Source organism: Colwellia sp. KS18-150, assembly GCF_057551365.1.
Genome location: NZ_BAAJMC010000002.1, coordinates 416,403 through 437,042 on the forward strand (window position 1 = coordinate 416,403; position 20,640 = coordinate 437,042).

Sequence of the window (20,640 nt, forward strand, 5' to 3'; positions counted from 1 at the left end):
ATTAAACTAAGGCTGACACTGTTGAATAATTAATGAGCCAACATTAGCACCTTGTGCTGGGTTAGCTTCATCAAGCGTTAACATAAAGCTATAGGTACCTGCAGCTAATGTTGCTTGGTTATTATCCGTACCTGCGCCTTCATAGGCTACAGGGTAACTAATACCAACCGCTAAATCTTCACCATTAATACCGCCACCATCAGCTTGTGCCCATAGTTGTGTGGTCCAACTGCCATCACTTGATGCTAATTTAAATTGCATAGCACCATCAAAATCAGCCACCGCTTGATAAACATTATTTCCCTTATAATGCAGACGATAAGCTTCTTCAGCGTTCCATCCTGAATGATCACCTTTCACATAAAGCTCACCGTCACCAGCAATAGTAAATGGGATAGGGTCGGCAGAGTCCAGCAGTGCGGTACAATCTACCGTTGGCGAAACACTACTAACCGATAATTCTGGCGTAGCACCTGATGCATTTAACTTAAATGTAAAGCTACCCGCAGCATCGGCAGTAAATTCCATGCTATCAGCATTATCGGTAACAGCAATTGAACTACCACTAATACTCACATCACTAAAACCTAAATCTACTGCAACAGAATCTACCGAAGTAATGGTAAAAGTTTGCGCGCCAGCTAGCAGCGTTGTGTCTAAGCTATAAATACCGTTGCCATCATAAGTAAAGGTATCATCAGCATCAAAACCTGAATTGCCATCATCATTCATTGAACCACGAATATAAATAGTGTTGTTGCCGTATGGAGCGATATCTGGTGCATCGCGTGTAGCGCCTGCAGCTAATCCAGCGCCTTGACTACCACCTTGAGGCTTCACAAAAACAGCCGTAGTTAATGCAGGAACCGTGAAAGTACCATCGTTAGCACCAACGGTAAAACTCGCGGTTTGCACAGCAGTATCAACAGATGTTTGTTGGACACTATGCAGTTCAAACCCTGTTGCTGTTGGTACTGCATGTGATTGCTCGGCATCACTACCATTGATTACCACAACAATAGCATCGTTATTTGCATCTAAATCAGTGAAGCCTGTACCATCATCGAGACTCATTACTATCAAACCTTTGGTTTGACTAGCACCGGTATTATGAAAACCAACACGGTCATAAACATCTTGTGCGCTTGCTAAACTAAATAATTTACTCGCGCTACGTATGGCAAGAAACTCTTGAAAAACATTACCAGCAAATTCAATATCACTTGCCTGTACACTTGTTTCAGCATTAGCAATTAACGCCTTAACGTCATCGACAGTTTTACCGTCATCAATCTCTACCGGTAAACCCACATTCCAGTTATTACTGTTTTTAGTGAAATCAACCCAGTTATACCAATCACCATTGTTATAGCTGTTTTTATCCATTGATTTAGAGCGAATTAAATCGCCACCAATTTGTAAAAATGGAATACCTTGACTTAACAGCGGCATAGTAATGGCGATATTTTGTGCACGAACTCTGTCATCTACCGACATGTCGGTAGCTAAGCCATACTGTAATTTATCCCATAAAGTGGAACCATCGTGCTTTGAAACGTAGTTAATGATATCTGCAGGATCTTTAGCATAAGATGACTGTGAAAAGTCTTTACCTGACTTGATAGTACCGCTGCTATCTTGTAGCTGATAATCTTGAAGCGTACCCGATAAACCTAAACGCATAATATCTTGATCATTTAAGCTCGCCGAGTCGTTAAATAATGACGCGCCGCGGATAATATCACGTGGTCTATCATTAAATGTCCCAACTTCTGAGTCAGCCATTTCATATTGCGCTGCTTGTTCATAACCTTGATCTGAACGTCCCCAACCTTCACCGTAAAAGTAGGTATCGGCATCTACAGCTTGTACTGCTGTGCGGGCATTAAGGATAGAATCTTTTGAATGGCTACCCATGATGTCGAAACGAAAAGCATCAAACTTATATTCTTCTGCCCATAAAACTAAGGAGTCAGCCATTAGCTTATCCATCATCTTATGTTCAGTTTCCGTATCTTGACAACAGGTTTCATTGAAAACATTACCTGTGGTTAAATCACGGCGATAATAGTAGCCGGGCACTACTTTATCTAATACTGAGTTGTCCCATAAACCTGCTGAGTTAGTATGGTTATACACTACATCTAGAGAAGCTCGTAAGCCCATATCATGTAGTGCCTTAATCATTGAGCGCATTTCTAAAACACGGCTAGCACCGTCAGAATCACTGGCAAAGGCACCATCAGGCGCATTAAAATGCTTAGGATCATAACCAAAGTTATAACCGTCAATATCGCGAATGGCTTCGGTTAAGGTTTTTGCTTGCTCGGTACTCGTGTCATAACTAACAAATACTGATTCTAAGGTGTCCGCATCATCTTCAACACCACATACAGGTGCGCTCGCGTTAATGGCACAAAGCTCAGCGACCGTATTGGTTAAATTGATTTGCTTACTATAATCTTCTTCTACACTGGCAATATCGTTAGCAGGTAAAATTTGAAAGTGAGTTAAACCGGCAGTAACCAGCGACTTCAAATGTGTAACTGGCACAGAAGCATCTTCGGTAAAGGCTAAATACTTACCTCGGTTAGCCGCACTGGTACTGGTATCACGAACACTAAAGTCACGAATATTGCCTTCATAGATAATCGCATCTTCAATATCGGCAATAGTAGGTACAGAGTGGGTTCCCCAGTCTGCTGGTTTTAAGTCTGCATCTGTTAAATTAACAAACTGCGAGTACATACCGTTTGTTGATAAAGATACTGAGTAAGGATCTGTTGACCAGATGCTTTCAAATGATAAATTTTGATGATGGTAAACATCTAGCTGGTAACGATAAAATAATCGATCATTTGCGATAGGCAAAGTAAAAGACCACACACCGGTTTCACTATTGAGCACCATAGTTTCTGTACTTTGTAGCGCTTTCTCTGCATTGAATATTTGCAAAGAAACTTGTTTAGCCGTTGGTGCCCAAAGACTTGCTGAAATTTCTGTATCGGTATAACTTAAACCAAGCACAGCTTCATTGGCATCTTCATTACCCGAAGTATACAAAGCGTCAAGTACACGTGGTGTTTGCACATAAGTCGCTGCGAGTACCGCATCATCACCATCATAAGCAATCGCTAACAATTTACCTGTTAGCATTTGCTTAGCTTTATCTACATCAGGGTTGGTTGCTTCGAAAGCTTCCAAAGCGTTATATCTTGGCATACCCAAGTCATCCGCAGCATTAGTAGCTGGCATGTACTCAATATAGTTGTCACCACTTATCCCTGTTTCGCCATCAAAACCTAAATCATTTTCTGATGAACTATAAAGGCGAATTTTAGCAACCGCATTATCAGATGTATTCCAAAACACTGTATCGACAGTTGCCCAATGTGCCGCAGTATCTTTAATCACAACGCCTGAAGGTGCTAATGTCGGCTCAGTAAAAATTTCACTCACGCCATCAATTAACCACAACATTCTACTGCCTGATAAGATCGCTTGTTGATCGGCATCATTCGGCGCTTTCTGATCACCCTTATGCATTATGTAATTTAAACAATCACTTTGCTCATAATCTGCTTTTAAGCTAACTACCCAGTACGCACCATAGTTTTCATCATCACCGGATTTTGCCTGTGGTGCTGCCCAATCAATATCTTCGCCACCATAGGCGCCACAATTTTCATTCGCCCATAAGTGCAAGCCCCAATCGGTATAATCAGCATCGGTACGGTTATAGAAAATAACGACTTCATTGTCACCGGCAGTAACAACAGGCTCAGGTAATGAAGTATCTTCGATGGTAATATTTAAATCTTGATTACTAGAAGCATTATCAGGATCGCTAACTTGCAAATTTGCTGTGTAGCTACCGGCAGTCTCATACACAACTGTTGCGGATGTCGTTGCCGAGCAATCCGCAATGTTTACGCTGTCTATTCCGTCGCCTGGATTTAACACACAAGTTAAAGCATCGCCATCAGCATCAGCCACTGCCCATGTGTAAGTTGCTGAAGAGTCACTTATTTCAACCGTCAGAGAACTCACCGTGGGGGTGTTATTAGTCGGTGTTACTGGAGGAGGCGTAGTACCGCCACCATCATCTGATCCACCGCCGCCGCCACAGGAAACAACCGTGGTAGTAAGCGCTGTACATATTAAGAGCTTTTTAATACTTGTTGGTAATATCAAAATTTTGTCCTATTTATTATATTTTTGACGTAATACCTCATGCTAAAACTAAAAAATACTATTTAATAGCGACTACATACGTATTCAACACTTACGCGATTATCATTACATACGTATTCATAAAGTGAACCGTTAACGCAACAACTAGAAAATAAAATTGAACCATGGTACAAATAACATCCAACAATAATAACTTTATATTAAGGAATAAAATGAGTTATCAACGCCATAACAATTTTATATGTAAAGGAATATTCACCAGCATCATTAGCTGTCTACTTATATTTTCATCATCAATTAGTTTTGCTATTGCTTCCAATAAGCAAAGCTTACCTGTTAGCGCTTACGGTAGTTTACCTAGCATGAGTAATGTTAAATTATCTCCCAGTGGTAACGCCCTTGCGATGGTAAAAAACCTCAATGGCACATTAATCTTAATGGCTTACAACCTCAAAACCGGTGATCAAACGCCAGTACTACAAGCAGATAATCTTGATGTTCGCTTAAATTGGTACACCTGGGCTAACGATGACGTGTTGTTAGTGAGCGCAGCATATACTTCTCGACAAAGAACGATCAAATATACCTCTACTCGCTTATATAAAGTTGACTTATCAACAGATAAAAAACTCACTTTGTTAATAAAACCTAAAGACGCTAAAGGAGAGTTCAACGCCCAATTTCAAGACAATATCATCAGCTTGATGCCCGATGAAGAAGATAAAATTTTGATGGCGATAGATTTTGATATACGCAACAAGCCGTCTTTATATGAAGTAAATATTCGTTCGAATAGACGCTCACGAATTAAAAAAGCCAAAAGTTATATCGACGATTGGGTTGCCGATCAACAAGGTAGAGCAAGAATAAGCTATGAAGTCGATGAAACGCATGTCCGTTATAAACTTTTTGACGTTGATGGCGAGATTGATAGAGATCTTTGGTCTTACGAAGTTTTTGAGAAAGAGGTTGTTCATGTACTTGGCTTTGACGCCGATCCCAATATTCTTTACATACGAGCTTTGCATGACGGAAGAAACGCTATTTTCAAAGTGGATTTACAAGATAAGTCACTCGCTCGTGAATTAGTCTACTCTGATGATAAATACGATGTGAATGGCTCATTAATTTACTCTCCTAAAACTGGCGCAGTTGTGGGTTTAAGTCATGAAGGTGATTCTGATAATAAAATCTATTGGGATAAAGAGTATATTGCCTTTAAAAAAGCCTTAAACAAAGGTATTCCAGATTCTGATAACACCATCATTAGTATGTCCAGAGATATGAAAAGATATATTTTATATTCCAGTTCAAGCAAAAGAGCTGGTGATTATTACTTAGGAGATAGAAACAAAAAAAGTTTAGAGTACATTGCTAGCTCATACCCTGACATCAATGAAACGAATTATGCCAGCAAGCAACTAGTGCATTACAAGGCTAGAGACGGTTTAAACATTGAAGGTTATATCACTAAACCCGTCAACAGCTCTGATAAAGACAAACTCCCTGCCATTATCTTGCCTCATGGCGGCCCTATGGCGCGTGATTATGCAGGTTTTGACTATTGGGCTGAGCTGTTAGCTAATCGTGGCTATGTAGTATTTCAACCAAACTTTCGAGGCTCTTCAGGCTATGGTTATGACTTTGAAATGGCCTCTATTGAAGGTTGGGGGCAAGCTATGCAGGACGATTTACAAGATGCTGCGAAGTGGTTAATCACCAGCCATAATATTAACTCAGATAAAGTTTGTATTGGCGGTGCAAGTTATGGTGGCTACGCAGCATTGATGGCTGCAGTTAAACATGCTGACAGCTTTAAATGTGCCGCAAGCTTTGCTGGCGTTTCAGACCTTGAGCTGATTGTTAGAGATGCTCGTCATTTTACTAATAAGAAGATTGTGCGAAAGCAAATGGGTACTGATAGCGATAAACTAGAAGCGGCTTCACCAGTGAATTTTGCTAAAAACATTAATATTCCTATTTTGTTAATTCATGGTACCGACGACAAAGTGGTTCCCGTAAAGCATAGTCGTGAAATGGCGGATGAACTATCAGATCATGATAAAGATGTTCGTTATGTTGAAATTGAAGATGCTAACCATCACTTAAGTGTGCAAGCCCATAGAATGCAAACGCTTGAAGAGATGGTTAACTTTTTCGATAAACATTTAAAAGAATAAAGCCAACGATTAACAAAATAAAAACCTGCCAACAATAAGCTTTACCTTTACTTATTGTTGGCTTCTTTACCCTCAATAACAGGCACAATAGCTTGTGACCATAACTGGTAGCCTTTAGCGTTTAAATGCAAACCGTCACCGATAAAAATATCTTGCTTAGGTAAACCATCACTGAGCAAATGACTAGCAACATCGATATAAGTACACGCTAAATCTTTTTCACAAACCTGAGCAACTAATTGATTAGCTTTCACCATATCTGGCCACATTTTCTGTCTGGCAATACTCGGTTTAATCGATATAAAGTAAACCCTAAGCTCAGGTAATTCTTCTCTTAATTTATTTTTCAGTTCAATAAAAGTACTGACAATTTTTTTCGGTGAAATACCTTGGGCTATATCATTATCCCCTTCATAAATAGCGACTGCTCGAGGTTTATATTGAGTAATTAACTCATGGGAAAAATGCAATAAATCATTCATATTACTGCCACCAAAGCCACGAGAAGTAACATTGATATTGGTAAAATCTTGGTGGATGCTTTGCCAAAACCGCACACTAGAACTGCCTGTGATCACCACGCCATTTGGCTGAACTTTTACTTTTTCATCAAGGGATATTAGCTTTTCCACTTCCTTAGAGAAGGCCAAAGGCGACTTATAAACAGCGGGTAGTTGCTGAGCAGCTAGGTTCAACGCAAAACACCCAACGCCTAATAGTAATACTTTAATAATATTCAAACTCACTCTCCTGATAAATTACAATTTACTTAGTTTTATGATTTACCCTTCTTGGCTAAGTGGGCTTTTATTTTAGGTAAAACATCATTCGCCGTTACATTCGTTGGCGCTATTTTCAGCACCGACTCTAGATAAGGAATGGCTAATGTTAACTTTCCTTGCTCAAGGTAAGCATGGCTCAGTGCTAGCTGATAATTAATATTACTTTCATCAATCTCAATTGCCCGTATTAAATAACGTTGGGCTTGCGAATATTGCTTTGTATTAATTAACGCAATACCTGCACGGTAATTATTTGGCGCATCAAAAGGCATGGCATCACTGAGTAACTTGGCTGATTTTACATATAAAGCCGAGTTTTTTCCTTTCGAGCGCGCTAAATTTTCTGAAGCTATCGTCAGCCAGCTAGCCTGTTTTTTATAAGCCGCTAAACCTAATTTATCACTCCACGTTTTCACTACGGGTAGCCGTGGCTTTTGAGGCTGATCAGTAAAAGGATAATCGGCCATTAAACCGGCAATTTTCGCTTTACCCCAATACACTTCTGAGTCAAAAACAGGGACATCTTTCTCGGCGGCTTGTCTTGATATGGTGCGAGGAAACTTACCGAATATAGCTGACTCATCAATTGCCTGATAAAAACTATCAGCAATAATAAAATACCCTTTTATCGTCGGATGTAAGTGCTCTAACATTAACGACTTACCAATAATGCCATGCTCAGCATGACGATTTAAAGCTTGTAAGCTATCGACAAAATAGACATGGTCATCATTCGCTAAATCCGCAATAACGGTATTCATTTCACTAGGCGCTCGAAAACGTAATAAATCGAGATCTCTTGCCTTAATAAATGACTGTTTAGCTTGTTGATAATCTTGTGCCGCGAATGCTTTCTGTCCTTGTTGAAAAAATAGCTCCGCACTGTCTTCATTCTCTTTACCTGCGATGGTAGTTGCTGTAGAGCTAAACGGCGCTTGATGGGATAAATTGCTGGCAATAGAGCTAATAAATACCGGAATGCCCGCCGCTTGGTATTTATCAATCACCAAAGAAATATTCGTGCGAAATTGGGCTAAACCAGCGTTATATAATGCTGAGCCATAAGGAATATTTTTATGCTTCGCCACTTTAGACATAAAAGTGCGAGAGGCGCGTTTATCTTCAACAGTACTTTGAGGTGCATCTGAGTGACTAAATTGCCAATAAATATTTTGCAGTAATTGAAAAAGCCTCAAGCCTTTTAACTTTAAATATAACAAGGTTGCTGCTGACGAATTAGCAGCAGTATAGGCAGAGCCGACACCCAAAATACCTAAGTATTCGTTATGGCCGGCATAAATTAATACCGCATCGGGCTGTTGTTCAATGATCTCATCAACAAAATCTAAAATGGTGTAACTATTAACGGCTGACAGTGCAGTATTAATGACCTCGACATGGTTATCAGGAAAACTCTGCTTTAAACGATAGTCCAACATGCCGGCAATTGATGCCCCATAACCAAAAGGAAAGCCAGCCGCTGTTGAGCCACCCTGTACGACAATACGTAAACCATCTTTAGGCTTATTCTTTAAGAAAAAATTCGTCTCAATGGTGACATTCGGCGCTGTAGAACCCTCAGGAAAATAACGTTTTACTACGTCAGGTCTTGGTAATAAATAATCTGGCGCTGTCGATTTTTCATTAGCCGGATAATCAATAAACAATGACAGCTCTCGGCCATAATCAAAAGCACGTAACCCAAGCTCAAGTATGACAAAAAATGCCACCGGAATACTAAGGGCGATAACTTGATAAATTCGTTTTTTGTTTATCATTGGCTGTTAATCTGTAGGTTCATTTAATGTCATTGCTCGTTTTGTATTACGTAAATATTGCGATATTTTTGCTTTTAAAGGAGAAGTATTAGGCACTATTTCGTTAGCGGTATTTAAAATATCCATGCTGTGAGTGTATTGTTTCAACATAAAGTAATCTTGTGCTAGCACCAGTGCATATTTTACTTTTTCTTTTTCAGTTAACGTTTGATTATTATATGCTTTTTGATGATAAAAACGGGCTAACTGCCAATCGTTCATTTGCTGATAAAGCTGACCCGCTATGTAAGAGGCTTTATGATTATCCACCATCGCCGTACTGATAGCGCCAGCCACTTTTGCCGCTTCTGGGATATCTTGCGCTTGTTGATACTTAACCAGTAAGTTTTTTTGTATGCCAAGCCAACTGTCATTTTTAATGCGCTTAATCAAGGCTTGTTTTTCAAATGATTCACTTGCTGGTAACTCAATATTGTCATGCTGCTGACTTGTTGCTACAAAAGGATAATCATTCATGAGTTTCGCTATAACAAAGTCGCCATAGAGCTTGTCTACTTTACTCACAGGCACATCTAAACGAGCTTGTTCACTGGGGTAATTTTGAGCTGTGGTCTTAATCAGCTGCTCGTTATTTATGACATCAACATAAGCTTCTGCTAATTCAAAATACCCCGACACTGTCGGATGAAGGTGCTCTAAAATAAGTGAGTTGCCGATAATGCCATTAGCACTACTTGCTATAAACCTGCTATTAACACCGGCAAAATAAAGTTTATGCTTCACCGCTAATGTTTTAACAATGGTATTAAATTCACTGGGCGCTCTAAAACGTAATAAGTCTAAATCTTTAGCGGTAATAAATGCTTGTTTTGCCTCTTGATATTTGCCTATAAGCTCTAGGTTTAAACCTAATTGATAATAACTGACCGCCATTTTATTTCGAGCTATAGCTTGCTGTAATTTGACTATATTCGCTGCAATTTGCTCTTTGCTTTGCTGAGCTAATAGTTTTTTATATAACGGCCAATCGACTTTACCCACGCTAGTAAAAGGTACTTGACCACTTTCATTACTGACTAAATTACCCAGCACAATCGGTATGCCAGCCTGACGATATTTACTGATAATTAACGACATATTTTCAGTAAACTGCTCAATACCCCGTTGGTATAAATCACTATTTAGGCGAATTTCTTTTTCCTTCACCACTTGCGACATTAACGTTTTATCGGTTTTTACCGCCTGCTCATCGCTTGACAACAAGGCAAAATACACGCTTTGCAATAATTGATAGATACGCCAATTTTTAAACTTTAAATGCAGTAAGGTCGTCAGTCGACCTCCTTTAGCCGCGAATGCTGAGCCAACGCCCATAACGCCTAAATACTCATTATGACCAGCATAGATGAGAACCAGATCTGGTTGTTGTTCAATAATTTCATCAACAAAATCAAGCAAGGTATAACTATTAACTGCCGCCATAGCCGTATTGATAATTTCAATATTTTTATCTGGGTAAATTCGTTTAAAGCGCTGCTCTAGCATGCCTTGTAACGATGCCCACCTGCCATAAGGGAAGCCTGCAGCAGTAGAGCCACCTTGTATAAATATCCGAAAGCTGTCAGTCGATTTATGTTTGTTAAAATAAACCGTATCAGGGCTAACTTTAGGAGCGAGTTTTTCGTTGGCAAAATAGCGATTAATCACCTTTGGATTAGGTTGAAGATACAAAGGCGAACGAGTGTCTTTTTCCTGTTCAACCGGAATAAATAAAGGAATTTCTTCACCAAATCCTACGCCCCTGAGCGTCAACTCGACTAATAGCAATAAGATAAAAGGCATAGCAAACAAGATTAAATAAAAACTAAGCTTTTTAACGGTAAATTTTGACACAGAAATGAATACTCACGAGCAGTGATTTAACCAATGATAACACCCTACTTAACAGTACTAATTATTGCAAGGCTCAGAGTATTGAATACGTTTGCAGCGCATGGCTTTTCGTACTTTTTTGTGCCTATAATCCAAGGGAGTTGTCGTTACGATTTAACAGCAGTAGAAATAAATAACTTATGACCACAAAAATACTCGGTATCTCAGCTTTTTATCACGATAGCGCCGCTGCACTAATACATGATGGTGAAATTGTTGCTGCCGCTCAAGAGGAAAGGTTTTCTCGCATAAAACATGATCCTGAGTTTCCTGCTCAAGCAATTCAGTTTTGTTTATCGCAAGCCAATTGTACGATCAACGATATCGACAGCATTATTTTCTACGATAAGCCTTTACTCAAATTCGAACGCTTGTTAGAAACTTACTTTGCTCATGCGCCTCGTGGTATTCGCTCCTTTATTCGTGCTATGCCGATTTGGCTCAAAGAAAAACTCTATTTAAAAAGTGTTTTACGCCGTGAATTAAGATTAATGGCAGGTTTAGATAAAAAAGCGAAATTGCCACAGCTATTATTTAGCGAACATCACTTATCTCATGCAGGCTCAGCATTTTTCCCAAGCCCCTATAACGACGCGGCGGTATTGTGCCTTGATGGTGTCGGCGAATGGGCAACCTCGTCAGCATGGCAAGGAAGTGATGAGCGCTTAACTCCCCTTTGGGAAATTCAATTTCCACATTCTTTAGGGTTACTCTATTCAGCATTTACCTATTATGCCGGTTTTAAGGTAAATTCCGGTGAATATAAACTTATGGGGTTAGCGCCATTTGGTGAGCCTAAATATGTCAATACCATTTTCGAAAAGCTAATTGATGTTAAAGATGATGGCAGCTTTGTATTAGATATGTCTTACTTTGACTTTGCTGTCGGAAGCACCATGACTAACGCCAAATTTGATCAATTATTTGGTGGTGCGCCTCGAAGGGGTGAATCAGAGATATCACAAAAAGAAATGGACCTCGCCCGCTCTATCCAAGTAGTTACCGAAGAAATAGTACTTAAAATTGTTCAGCATTTATCGACTTTAACCACCAGTAAAAACTTATGCCTTGCCGGTGGCGTTGCGCTTAATTGTGTTGCTAATGGACGAATTTTACGTGAAGGTCCTTTTGAAAATGTTTGGATACAACCGGCTGCCGGTGATGCGGGTGGCGCCTTAGGTGCCGCTTTAGTAGCGTGGCATCATTATTATGACGGCAAGAAGCAACAAAATAACTTGATGCAAGGGGCATATTTAGGCCCCAGTTTTAGCGCGGATGAAATCTGTCAAACCTTGCAAGATAAGAGCCTTCCTTTTAGCCAGTTATCTGAAGATGAATTATCGCAACAAACGGCGAAATTACTTGATGAAGGAAATGTTGTCGGCTGGTTTCAAGGCAAGATGGAGTTTGGCCCTAGAGCTTTAGGTAATCGTAGCATCTTAGGAGATGCTCGAAATCAAAAAATGCAGTCGGTCATGAATTTGAAGATAAAATATCGTGAATCATTTCGCCCATTTGCCCCCATTGTTTTAGCTGAAGATGTCAGTAAATATTTTCAGCATAAAGGCGATAGTCCGTACATGTTAATCGTGGCTGATATCAATGATGAGTTAAAACTTCCTGTTGAGCATGGCTTGCAAGGGATAGAAAAATTACATCAAGCACGCTCAATCTTACCGGCCATCACTCATGTGGATTACACGGCGAGATTACAAACAGTTCACTATGAAACTAACCCTAATCTTCACAAATTGCTCAATACCTTTAAAGCGCTCACCGACAGCAGTGTGTTAATTAATACTTCTTTTAATGTTCGCGGTGAACCCCCCGTATGCAGCCCTGAAGATGCCATCAATTGTTTTTTAAATACTGAAATGGATTACTTAGTGATGGAAAATGTACTGTTATCGAAGGCAGATATGCCCCATGAAGCGATTGAGCAAGCAAAGCTAAATCAATTTGAGTTGGATTAATCATGACGATACAAAAACCAGAAATTACCACTGATGTTCTGAAAAGTTTTGGTTTATTAATGGCTTGGGCTTTTCCTTTATTTATCGGGATTATCGCCCCATGGATTTTCGGGAAAGGCATACAGTGGTGGACATTATGGATAACTGCTGTTTTTGCTAGTTTAGCGCTATTAGCACCCAAATTATTACTAATACCGTACAAGTCTTGGATGTTTATCGGCGGTATTATTGGCTTTATCAACACGCGAATAATACTAGGCGTTACTTTTTACTTACTTATGTTCCCTATTGGCTTGGTGTTAAGGCTATTCAATAACTTACAATTTAAGAAAACCAATAACACTTGCTCAAATTACATAAAACGCAGCGATAGTATTACAAAAGACAATTTGGAGAACCCTTTTTAATGATTGAATTTATTACTGACCTTTGGGCATTTTTACGGGTAAGAAAAAAAATGTGGCTGTTACCTATTATTGTTATTTTAAGTCTACTCGGCGGTTTAGTTGTGGCTTCGCAGCAATCGGCGCTAGCCACCTTTATTTATACGTTATTTTAGGGCATATTTTGGTATTCATACTAGGATGAATTAGTCTATTACTGAAAAGGCATTTTGTCAGGGACAATAGTAGGGCCTTATTACCTTGTCGGCTACTTGGACATAAAATAATAAATAAAAATATTACCGTTTTCATCTGTAGTCGATGAGGAAATCATTGAAGTGAATTCCCACCATGTTTGCTTGTTCATTTCATGATAAATACGATCCCAACTTGGGCGCTCTTTTTCATTAATTAAAAGCTCACAATTAGACTTTTTACAAATGACTGAATTCACCTCAACACCATAACTATAGGGATGACTTACGATAAAAGAAAGTATTTCTTGGCTCAGATCAAATCCCTCATTGAGGTCCTCTGGTTGATGATGAAAATCAAATATTTCATCACGTGTTTTCCCTTTAGAATGAACAACTAAACCTTCATAATTTTTCGGTACAAAGGCTAACAACTCTTCATCGGTAACATTACTTTCATCTAATTCTCCGACTTGTCTTTTCAAGGATTTAACCTGTTGTTTATATTCTCGAAGTTCTTGTTCTAGCCGTGTGTATTTCTGCTTGAGTTTTGCATCTGTTTTGATTACTAATCTTTCTTCACTGGCAGTATTCGTGTCGTTATTCGAAACCTGACTATCTTGCTGATGACAAGGCAATGATACTACTTCTGACGATTGCACCGTTTTGTCGAGCGATAACTCAGTATGCTTTTCATCATCAGTTTTTATTTCAATAGGATGATTTATTTGTTCTGAGGTACTTTGGTTATCACTGAATAACAGTGTCAGAAAATAACCGATGAACATACCTACCACAAGAATGCCTATAACTTTGAATAACTGCATGTTAATCCTTAATTTTATTATTATCAGTCGATGAATTTTCACATCATTTTAACCATGAAGCTATATTTAATAATAGCCGTTTAACTATTCATGGTTTTATCGTCAGTAGATAAACCTCCCCTAAAACGATGTTAAAAAAAGCCTTGTTACTGTAACAAGGCTTTAATGATTTAACTAACCGTTAATGGTTATAACTACTCTTTAGCAGTAACTGTCATTGTTTTAGTAACGCCATCTTCAAAGGCGAAGATATAAGTACCAGCAGGAACATCAATACCAATGTTGTTACCATTATTAACTAATGGCATAGCTTCACCAAGTGTTACAGCAGTGCCTTCAACTTCAACACCGTAGTTGTAACCAAAAGTTCCGCCCCAACCTGTATCTGCTACTTTAAACTCAGAGCTACCACCTGCATATTCAACTTCAAGAGAATAAACGTGTGATGCTTCAGATGGGTTACCCTCATCTTCTGGTGCAAATACTAATTGGTTGCCGTCAGCAGCATCCCAACCTGTTCCTGTAACGCCACCACGTAAGTAAAGTGGTGCTTCTTCAACTTTCAATACTGGGTCAGCAGTTGCATATGAAATAGAGAACTTATAAGAAGTCGCTTTTGCAGGCTGAACTAAGATATTACCGTCGCCTGTTAACGTTTCGCCATCTTCAGAGAAAGTGAAGAAATCACCACCAATATCAAGCGCTCCGCCCCATGCTTTACTTGCAAACTTAAAGTTATGATCACCAGCTTCTAAACCGTAAATTACACTATAAGTACGATCTTCAGGGTTCCATACCATTTCATCAGCATCTGGCGCTGGGTCACCCCAACCTGTTACTGTACCGCGAATAAACAATGCTTCTGCGCCAAATGGTTTTGGTGTTTCAACTTTAAAAGTTGGTGCAACTAAATCAGAAAGATCTAATACAAAGATATGGTTACCTTCTCTTTCTGGTGTAAAACTAAACGCAGGGCCATCAGCAACTAAAGTTACGGCAGTATCACCCATTAATACGTTATCAGCAGGTGCTCCCATAGCCGTGCCAAAGTCAGCAACACTTACTGAGTAAGTAGTCCCTGTGACTAAAGCTTGTTCAGAAACATATTGACCACTGGCTTTATATGTAAGTGCAACAGTATCTTCACCAACAGTAATTGTTGGGAAAGTATCTACTGGTACTTCATTGATAGTTAACATAACAGCTGCTGGATCTGCAGCGTTTACTAAAAATTGATAGGTTTTATCTTTTTCCATATCAACTTTCATGTTTTGACCAACACCTTCACCCACTGTCATCTGGATAGTTGAACCTACCGCAGATTGATCGCCGCCTTTGATGCTACCGAAAGTTGATGGCTCAGACCAATCAATATCAGCGACTTTAAAGTCATACGAACTAACGCAATCTTCACCTTCAACCGCTTCAACGGCAGGTGTATCTTCAGTTGCTTCAACCGCTTCTACTGGCTCAACAACTTCACACTCTGTTGTGTATGGGAAGTTAACACGATACTGACCTTCGCCCGTATAAGCTAACTGTGAAGCATCAAAGTTTGGATCTTCTGCATCACCCCAACCATTAAAGCCACCACGAAGTAGTAAATCAGTAGTCTCTGGATCAAATACGGTTACACATTTAGAGGCAACATCCACCGCACCAACACCAACAGCAACTGAACCATCAGGACAAGTTAACGCTTGACCGATACATTGTTCACCTGACTCATCTGACTCTAAGCTCCAACCACAAGATTTAATACCTGAAGAAGCTTCAGCACCAAAAAATGGATGTTGGTTAAGATATAACAAGCCATCTAAAGAGTTAGCTGGGAAGTTATCATCGGCATAAGAGTTTTTATCAATATTATGCTCTACGACTTCACCTGATGGACCAATAGGCATTAATAAATCAGATTCAGAGATCTTTTTATCTGCTGCTGTGTCATTAATAATAATATTGGCACAATTGCTAGGCTCATCAACTAGGTCTAATACCCAATAAACACCATAGTTATCATCGATGCCTGCTTGATCTGCGCCACTTAATCCCCACTGTGGTGAGATGCTGTTATCAGCATAAGCGGTACAATCATCATTGTTCCAAGTATGAACAACTACGGTTTCATAAAGTGCGCTGTTATCAGCACCTTCAACATGATCTTCATGACGATAATAAGCAACTGCTTCACCAGCACCGGCAATATATTCAGCAGGAGGAGCAGCAATTGGATTTACCTCAGGAATAATACAGTCATAAGTTCCTGACTCATCGATAGCTTTATAATTAGGACAAGATAAAGGCGGAGCATAACAAATTTCTTCACCGTCCATTTCAGGCGTAGTGGCGTTTACTGAACGTTCAATACGTTGTGACGGGCCTAAATAACTTGCTGGAGGAATATCAGCAAACCAGGCATCAAACCAAGCATCAAAATCATCACCACGGATAACATCTTGACCTTGCTCTATTTGAAAAGCTCGGGCTTCTTCTTTAGCAGCTGCTTGACGCTCTTGCTCTTCTAACGTTAAGCCTAGTAACTCATATAAGTCTAAGTCACCGTATTCAAAATTAGCTTCCCATTCAACTTCCCATGCAGCGATTTCTTCTTCGGTCCAATTACCGTCTGGATCAGCTGCTGCTAAATCGGCAGCTTTGGCCTCTGCTTTACCTGCATCAAGACTAGCTTGTTCTTCAGCTGATAAAGGATATGAATCGGCACTAGCAATTTGTACTATCTCAGGGCTTTTACACCAAAGACCTACTTCTTTAAAAACGTCAGTTATTTCTGGCTGGGCTTGATCGCTACCACAACCACTTAAGGCTGCACTAACGGCTATAGCACTACCAAGCATGAGCGGCTTGAATTTGTATTTCATGAGTTTATAACTCCATTAACTATATGGTTTTAGTTTATGTGTATATATTTTCTTGTTATGCCATACTTTGCTGAATAAGTAGAACATAACTTTTTTGATTACTTTATTCCGATATAAATTTTTATTAGTAACGCCTTAAACCTACACAAAGTCACTTGCCTTGTATATAACCTCATTCCCTTGAAAGGCTATGAATACGTATGCATAGCGAGATATGAAGCTGCATACGTATGCATAGAACAATTGCTTGTTTTTTGATTAGGTTGTTTTTACACTCGAGAGGCTGAAAATATAAAAAAATTACTAAAATAATAGTGTATATCGCTATATTCCGAGAAAAAACCAAGGTAACAATTAATTGCCATGATGCCGATAATTAAAATAAGGCACAGAGCATAAATATTAAGCATAAATACAACTTGCCTTAAGGAATACACATGAAAACATTTAAGCCCAGTGCACTCTCTATCGCACTAATGTTAGGAGGCTTGCAACTTGCAGCTATACCTAGTTATGCATTAGCCGCTGAAGCAGCAACTGAAACCGAAGCACAACAAGAACAAGCAACCGATGATGTAGAAGTTATCGAAGTTACAGGTTTTAGAGGGAGTGTAATAAAATCACTCAACACCAAACGTTTTTCAGATACCGTTGTTGACGCTATCTCTGCAGATGATATCGGTGGTCTACCCGATGTATCAATTGCTGACTCATTAACGCGTTTACCAGGTGTTACCTCGGTACGTATTGATGGTCAATCAAGTGAATTAAACGTACGTGGTTTATCTGGTGGTTACGTTTTTTCTACCTTAAATGGTCGTGAAATGGTATCTACGGCTGGTGGCCGTTCAATTCAATTTGATATTTTCCCATCTGAATTAATCACTGGCGCGCAAGTTTATAAATCACAGAAAGCTTCATTAATCGAAGGTGGTGTTGCCGCAACGATTAACTTAGAAACAGCTAATGCTTTAGACAATGACGAAGATCATGCTGTTCGTGCATCATTACATGGCAACTACAATAAATTAGCTGCTGATAGCGATGAGTCTGACACTTTTGGTCGTCGCTTAACTTTAGCATACCAAGGTAAATTCCTTGATGAAACTTTAGGTTTCTCTATCGGTTGGGCAAACATGTTTCAACCTACTGCGTCGAGTCGTTTTGTGAACTACCAATTCGACCCAGAAGACCTATCAGCCACTTATGATGGCGCGCCAACAGAAGAAGTTTTAGTTTCTTCAGGTTTCGAATTAAATAATCGTGTTGGTGAAGATGAGCGTAATGCATTTACTTTGGCATTAAACTACGAACCAAGAGATGACCTTCGTTTCCAATTTGATGCTTTTCACTCTAAGTTCGATTCTAAAAAAATTGACCGTGGTATCCGTGTTTCAGGCATCAATAATATCGCAACTGCGGGCTCTACTTTATTGTTAGACAACCCACTAATGTCTAACGGCTCTTTAGTCGGTGGTACCATCTACAGAGATCCAACAGGTACTGCGCTTGCTCCACCTTTACCTGGCGCATCTCGCGACCTTAATGTACAAACACAAGCCGATGATAATACTACAGACAGTAAATCGTCAGCGTTTGGTTTAAAAGGTGAATGGGATATTAGCGATGATTTAACCATGACCGTTGATCTTTCTCACTCTGAAGGTGATGAAACTTATAAAGACCAAGTGTTACGTTTAGCTTACTTTGAAGACTCTAGCGCTGAGTTCCCAATCATTGATGACAATATCGTACTTGATTATCAACTTAATGGTTTGAACCAGCCTTATATTAACTTCAACCAAGACTTTACAGATACTGACCATATGATGGTGACTAGTGCTGAGTCATACCCACATATTGAGTCAAACACTTCTGATGCAATTCGTGTTGATTTTGCTTATCAATTAGAAAGCGACATATTTAGCTCAGTAGAAGCTGGTGTTCGTGCTTCACAACGTGATTATGAACTAAGTCGTGGCCGCTTTTTATATGGTACCACTGATTTCAATATGCGAAATGGTGCTTACCTAACGTTTGGTACAAACGATGCTGGCGAAACGATTATTACCCAAAACTTTGCTCCACACCAATTAAGTTCAGGCGATGCAACAGCTTCTTCTGTAGGTGGTGAGCTGTCAGGTATGCCAGACTTTTTAGCTATCGATAACGATGCTATTTTAAATGCTTGGATACCCGGTGTAGATCGTACTCCAGTACGTACATGGGATCATAGTTGGACTATGACTCAAGGTAACTTAGTTGAAGAAGACGTATTAGCTGCCTATTTACAAGTAAACTTGGATACTGAATTATTTGGTGTTCCACTTACGGGTAATGTCGGTGTTCGCTATGTACGCTCTGAGCAAAACAGTACTGGTTTAGTAAGTGTTGGTGCTGGTAACGGTGAAGCTGTATATGATGACCTAGGCGTGGCTAGCTACGACTGGGAACGTAAAAAAGTAGGTGATACCTATAATGATATCTTACCTTCATTAAACTTAAACTTCCAAGTTACAGATGATGACCAAATACGTTTTGCTTACGCAAAAGTAATGTCACGTCCTGAAATGCCGACAATGGCAAACAGTGGTAACTTTGATTGGGTTGAAGATAAAGACGAAGGTCGTCATCAAATTAACTTAGACAGTTCAACAAGTCCTTTCTTACGTCCTTTCTATGCTAATCAATACGATTTATCATTTGAACATTATTTCACAGAGACTGACGGTGCATTCGTTGTGGCTCTTTGGTATAAAGACATTGAAAACATGGTTGGTGACGGCGAAGATAAAGACTTTGATTATGCTGCTGCAGGCATAGAAGTTCCACCAACACCTGAAAATAAGCTATACGATCCGGTAACAGGTGAGCTTATTGAGTATGTGAATGGTACCTATACACATGCAGAAAACAATGCTGATGCCGGTTACATGCGCGGTGTTGAAATTGGTTATACGCAAACGTTTAGCTTCTTACCAGGTTATTTCTCAGGTTTAGGCGCAAACGTTAACTTCTCTTACACAGAAAGTGAGATTGAAGTTGAATCGCAGGTGCCTGGTGAAGAGGGTGCGCCTAGTCCAATTGAAGGTTTGTCACCTCGTGTATTGAGTGCGACATTATTCTACGATTGGGATGATAAATTCTCTGCACGTATTAATGGCCGTTACCGCTCTGCTTACTTAAGTAGACAAATAGCCATCGGTAGTGATCAGTCGGCATACTTCCAAGAAGAAACGATTATTTCAGCGCAAATGTCGTATAACTTCACAGAAAACCTACAAGGTGTAATTTCTGCGGATAACATCACTGATGAACCAAACCTTTCATACTTTGGTGATACCACACGTACAGGTACAATTCAGTACTTTGGCCGTACAATTTACTTCGGTGTTAACTACAAGATGTAAATTAAACTGCCTATTTACTCAGGTATAAATTTAAGAGCAACATTCAATGACTATAGTTGATGTTGCTCTTTTTATTTTTACTGATACCTATGCATTTTTAGGTATATT

General features: G+C 39.5%; 11 protein-coding genes. 5 read left to right on the plus strand and 6 right to left on the minus strand.

Going from position 1 to position 20,640, the window contains the following annotated elements:
- Positions 1 to 6: 6 nt before the first annotated feature.
- On the minus strand, positions 7 to 4,194 hold the full coding sequence (locus AC27IF_RS05080) for an alpha-1,6-glucosidase domain-containing protein (RefSeq protein WP_487052652.1): 4,188 nt from the start codon (positions 4,192 to 4,194) through the stop codon (positions 7 to 9).
- A 212-nt stretch (positions 4,195 to 4,406) separates the two neighbouring features.
- On the opposite strand from AC27IF_RS05080, the gene AC27IF_RS05085 reads away from it, so the two are divergent.
- Positions 4,407 to 6,374 (plus strand): alpha/beta hydrolase family protein, encoded by a 1,968-nt coding sequence (locus AC27IF_RS05085; RefSeq protein WP_487052653.1) that lies wholly within the window; start codon positions 4,407 to 4,409, stop codon positions 6,372 to 6,374.
- A gap of 47 nt (positions 6,375 to 6,421) precedes the next feature.
- On the opposite strand, the gene AC27IF_RS05090 is transcribed toward AC27IF_RS05085, so the two are convergent.
- From AC27IF_RS05090 to AC27IF_RS05100, 3 genes are read right to left on the minus strand one after another with little or no spacing between them, the layout of a single operon-like run.
- On the minus strand, positions 6,422 to 7,114 hold the full coding sequence (locus AC27IF_RS05090) for a GDSL-type esterase/lipase family protein (protein ID WP_487052654.1): 693 nt from the start codon (positions 7,112 to 7,114) through the stop codon (positions 6,422 to 6,424).
- A gap of 35 nt (positions 7,115 to 7,149) precedes the next feature.
- Positions 7,150 to 8,934, minus strand: coding sequence for an SGNH/GDSL hydrolase family protein (locus AC27IF_RS05095; protein WP_487052655.1), 1,785 nt, complete (start codon positions 8,932 to 8,934; stop codon positions 7,150 to 7,152).
- Between the two features lie 6 nt (positions 8,935 to 8,940).
- Positions 8,941 to 10,827, minus strand: coding sequence for an SGNH/GDSL hydrolase family protein (locus AC27IF_RS05100; RefSeq protein WP_487052656.1), 1,887 nt, complete (start codon positions 10,825 to 10,827; stop codon positions 8,941 to 8,943).
- A 179-nt stretch (positions 10,828 to 11,006) separates the two neighbouring features.
- Here AC27IF_RS05100 and AC27IF_RS05105 point away from each other — a divergent pair, with 179 nt between their 5' ends.
- From AC27IF_RS05105 to AC27IF_RS05115, 3 genes are read left to right on the plus strand one after another with little or no spacing between them, the layout of a single operon-like run.
- Positions 11,007 to 12,839, plus strand: a complete 1,833-nt coding sequence (locus AC27IF_RS05105) for a carbamoyltransferase family protein (RefSeq protein ID WP_487052657.1) — start codon at positions 11,007 to 11,009, stop codon at positions 12,837 to 12,839.
- Positions 12,840 to 12,841: 2 nt separating this feature from the next.
- Positions 12,842 to 13,246 (plus strand): SxtJ family membrane protein, encoded by a 405-nt coding sequence (locus tag AC27IF_RS05110; RefSeq protein WP_487052658.1) that lies wholly within the window; start codon positions 12,842 to 12,844, stop codon positions 13,244 to 13,246.
- Positions 13,246 to 13,398 (plus strand): DUF5989 family protein, encoded by a 153-nt coding sequence (locus AC27IF_RS05115; RefSeq protein ID WP_487052659.1) that lies wholly within the window; start codon positions 13,246 to 13,248, stop codon positions 13,396 to 13,398. The genes AC27IF_RS05110 and AC27IF_RS05115 overlap by 1 nt, the downstream gene beginning before the upstream one ends.
- Positions 13,399 to 13,490: 92 nt before the next feature.
- Here AC27IF_RS05115 and AC27IF_RS05120 read toward each other — a convergent pair whose 3' ends face one another.
- Complete coding sequence (locus AC27IF_RS05120; RefSeq protein WP_487052660.1) at positions 13,491 to 14,243, minus strand: hypothetical protein; 753 nt, start codon at positions 14,241 to 14,243, stop codon at positions 13,491 to 13,493.
- 194 nt (positions 14,244 to 14,437) lie between these two features.
- Positions 14,438 to 17,122: a hypothetical protein gene (locus AC27IF_RS05125; RefSeq protein WP_487052661.1), complete on the minus strand. Its 2,685-nt coding sequence runs from the start codon at positions 17,120 to 17,122 to the stop codon at positions 14,438 to 14,440.
- Positions 17,123 to 17,559: 437 nt separating this feature from the next.
- Here AC27IF_RS05125 and AC27IF_RS05130 point away from each other — a divergent pair, with 437 nt between their 5' ends.
- Positions 17,560 to 20,532, plus strand: coding sequence for a TonB-dependent receptor (locus AC27IF_RS05130; RefSeq protein ID WP_487052662.1), 2,973 nt, complete (start codon positions 17,560 to 17,562; stop codon positions 20,530 to 20,532).
- Positions 20,533 to 20,640 lie beyond the last annotated feature (108 nt).